This is a genomic window from Synechococcus sp. B60.1 (assembly GCF_047462555.1).
Taxonomy (GTDB): Bacteria; Cyanobacteriota; Cyanobacteriia; order Thermostichales; family Thermostichaceae; genus Thermostichus.
Genome location: NZ_JANSJN010000019.1, coordinates 11664 through 15233, shown reverse-complemented (window position 1 = coordinate 15233; position 3570 = coordinate 11664). Strand labels below are relative to the sequence as shown.

Annotated in this window: 2 protein-coding genes and 1 pseudogene; 1 reads left to right on the top strand and 2 read right to left on the bottom strand. The window is 65.0% G+C overall.

What is annotated here, in order from left to right; all coding sequences use genetic code 11:
- Window positions 1–327: pseudogene (locus NW863_RS03700) on the bottom strand (peptidase M3); the annotation flags it as partial.
- A gap of 158 nt (window positions 328–485) precedes the next feature.
- Here NW863_RS03700 and NW863_RS03695 point away from each other — a divergent pair.
- The gene (locus NW863_RS03695; RefSeq protein WP_414364520.1) at window positions 486–2036 is read left to right on the top strand and encodes a YifB family Mg chelatase-like AAA ATPase; all 1551 of its coding nucleotides are present in this window, start codon (window positions 486–488) and stop codon (window positions 2034–2036) included.
- A gap of 157 nt (window positions 2037–2193) precedes the next feature.
- Here NW863_RS03695 and recF read toward each other — a convergent pair whose 3' ends face one another.
- The gene (recF, locus tag NW863_RS03690) at window positions 2194–3360 is read right to left on the bottom strand and encodes a DNA replication/repair protein RecF (protein WP_414364499.1); all 1167 of its coding nucleotides are present in this window, start codon (window positions 3358–3360) and stop codon (window positions 2194–2196) included.
- Between the last annotated feature and the right edge of the window lie 210 nt (window positions 3361–3570).

Genomic DNA, 3570 nt, shown 5'->3' with positions numbered 1-3570 from the left:
CTCCAGAGGGAAAAACAGCAAGTGGCTCTGCAGGGAGATAGCCCGCTCCAGGTCCCTCCAGTTGGGGACTGCCCCTGTCCAGCCGGAGTCAGCTGGGATCCCTTCCCTGTCCCCGGCGAGGTGGGCCGCCAGAGCTTGCGTCAGCTGCGCCAAGATCTGCAGCGCCTTCCCCAGCTCTGGTGGGCTGAGCTGGGCCACTTGCCCCCGGTAGCGCCGGGCAAACTGCTGCACCTGCTCCTCCAGATCATTCCAGCTTGGGGCACCCTCTTGCCCAGAGCTGGCGAAACGCTCAAAAGGGGGTTCAGCCGTAGGAAAGACCACCAGCACCAGCCTCCTAGAGATGGGGGCATCCCCTCTTTGGCTTGTCAGCTAAGCCAACCCAGCAGCAGCTGAGGACTAGGCCTGCACAAGCCAATGTACTTCCTCCAGCATAGGTGTCGGGAGACAATCATTGGTGGAAAGGCTTTCCAGAGGAGGCGACGCTTTTGTTTGCCCAGGTCACTGCTGCTGCTCTACTGGGACTCAAGGCCGTGCGGGTCACGGTGGAGGTGGACGTTGGCGGTGGCTTGCCGCAGATTACCCTGGTGGGGCTGCCCGACACAGCCGTTCAAGAGGCCAAAGAGCGGGTACGGGCGGCCATCAAGAACTCCGGCTTTGCCCTGCCGCAGCGGCGGATCATCGTCAACTTGGCCCCCGCTGATCTGCGCAAAGAGGGCCCCAGCTTTGATCTGCCCATTGCCATCGGCATTCTGGCAGCCGCGGGGGTAATTGAGCGGGAAGCGCTGGCCAACACCCTGATGCTGGGGGAATTGGCCCTGGATGGCACCCTGCGCCCCGTAGCGGGTGTTTTGCCCATTGCCGCCAGTGCCGCCGAGATGGGGATCCGCCGCCTGGTGGTGCCCCAGGAGAATGCTCCGGAAGGAGCCCTGGTGCAAGGGATCCAGGTGTATGGGTTGCCCTCTTTGGCGGCGGTGGTGAGCTGGCTGCAAAACCCCCAGGGAGTTGAGCCAGTGCGGATCCAGCCGGAGCAGCTGCTGCCCCCTGAAACGGAACCCTTACTGGATTTGGCCGATGTGAAGGGGCAGGAACACGCCCGGCGGGCTCTGGAGATTGCGGCGGCCGGCGGGCACAACCTGCTGCTGGTGGGCAGCCCAGGAGCGGGCAAAACCATGCTGGCGCGGCGTCTGCCCGGCATCCTGCCCCGGCTGCAGTGGGAGGAAATGTTGGAGATCACCCGCATCTACTCAGCAGCGGGCCTGCTACGGCAAAACCTGCACCTAGGACGCCAGACTCCCCTGATTACGCAGCGACCCTTTCGGGCTCCCCACCATTCGGCCTCGGCGGTGGCGCTGGTGGGTGGTGGCCCCTACCCCAAGCCTGGTGAGATCTCCCTTGCTCACCACGGTGTCCTGTACTTGGACGAACTGACGGAATTTCGCCGTGAGGTGCTGGAGGTGCTGCGCCAGCCTTTGGAAGACGGCAAGGTTACCATCTCCCGCGCCCGCGTTTCTTTAGAGTTTCCCGCCCAAACCACCCTGGTGGCCTCCACCAACCCCTGTTCCTGCGGCTTCTACGGGGATCCCGTTCAGCCCTGCACCTGTACGCCGCAGCAGCGGGAGCGCTACTGGTCCAAGCTCTCCGGCCCGCTGCTCGATCGCATTGATTTGCAGGTGCGGGTCAACCGCCTCAAGCCGGAAGAAATTGTCCGCCTCCAGGGGGGCGAATCCTCCCAAGCGGTGCGGCAGCGGGTGGAACGGGCGCGGCAACGCCAACGGCAGCGCTTCCAGGACGAACCTGGGATCCACTGCAACGCCCAAATGCAACCCCGCCACCTGCGGCAGTGGTGTGCCCTGTCGGATCCCTGCCGTAAGCTCCTAGAGAGCGCCATCCACAAGTTGGGCCTGTCTGCGCGGGGGAGCGACCGCATCCTCAAGGTGGCCCGCACCATCGCCGACCTGGAGGGCGCCGAGGCCATCGCCCCCACCCACCTCGCCGAGGCCATTCAGTATCGCAGCCTGGATCGCGGGCGGCTCTGAGCCCAAGCGCTCCGCGCCGCTCACGCGACCACCCCCGGCCCCTCTCCCAGAGGGAGTGATGCCCTCACCCCCGGCCCCTCTCCCAGAGGGAGTGATGCCCTCACCCCCGGCCCCTCTCCCAGAGGGAGAGGGGAGTATGCTGGGGGATTGGCTTGCTTTAAGCCAAGGGGAGTGAGGCAGGGGCGGGAGAGATCTGCCCCTGGTGCACGTGAAGGATTTGCGCTCCCTTGAGCCAAGCGGTGTCAAAGGATCCTAGGTGGGTGGTGGTAACCAAAGTTTGCACCCGCTCTTGAATGGCCCCTAAGAGCTGGTTTTGGCGGTGCAGATCCAGCTCCGCCAGCACGTCGTCCAACAGCAGCAAGGGCGGATCCCCCTTCACCTGCTCAATCAGCTCCAGCTCCGCCAGTTTGAGGGCCAAGACCAAGGTGCGCTGCTGCCCCTGGGATCCGTAGGCACGAGCCAGCCGTCCGTCGAGGCTCAGCTCCACCTCGTCCCGGTGGGGGCCGACCAGGGAAGTGCCCAAAGCCTGTTCGGCAGCAGCCTTGGCGCGGATCTCTGCCAAGAATTGGGCCTGAACCGCCGCGGGATCGGCCTGGGGATCCGCCAGGGGCACCTGGGGGCGATAGGTGAGGCTGAGGGTCTCCCGTCCGCCGCTGATGGTTTGGTGCCAGCGGGCGGCCAGGGGTTCTAGCCGCTGCAACAGCCGGGCGCGACGGCGCACGATACGACTGCCGCTGGTGGCCAGTTGTGCGTCCCAGAAGGCCATCTGAGAAGCTTTGTTGCTGGCGGCTCCTTGCGTCGGCGGGATGGAATCCTTGGGATCCTGCTTCAAGAGGGCATTGCGCTGCTTGAGGATCTGGCGATACTGCTCCACCAAGTCGGCATAAACAGGCTCCAGTTGGATTAACACCCCGTCTAGCCAATGGCGTCGCGCCTCTGGCCCCCCTCGCACCAGCTCCAGATCCAGGCTGGAGAACACCACGGCACTCACCTGCCCCAAAAAGTCAGATTGTCGCCGTAGCACCTGGCCGTTAACCCTCAGGGATCGCCCCCCCTGGCTGCGCAGCTCCATTGCCAGCTCGTGGGCCACCCCCAGCCGTTCCACGGTGGCGGCAATCCGCGCCCTCTCTTCCCCCTGCTGCACCAGCTCCCGATCCCGGCTGGCCCGCCGCGAGCGCAAGGTGGCCAAGAGCTCCACTGCCTCCAAAAGGTTGGTCTTGCCCTGGGCGTTCTCCCCCACCAGGATGGTCTTGGGCGCCTCGAAGGGGATCCCCTGATCCCGGTAGTTGCGGAAGTGCCACAGGTGCAGAAAACGCAGGTACACTCGACGAGGGTGGGCTACTGACTCTGGATTTCTGGGAACAAGAACGGCCCCCGCGGCGGGGGCCTTTACTCTAACGCAACTGCTGCAGGGTTAGGAGAAGAGAGCGGGCTGCCTCAACCAGGGGGCGCTTAGAGGCTGCCCAGGGATCCCAAACCGCTCAGGCGCTCTGCCGCCAACAGATGCAACGCAGCGCGGGCCGAGTGGTGGGCA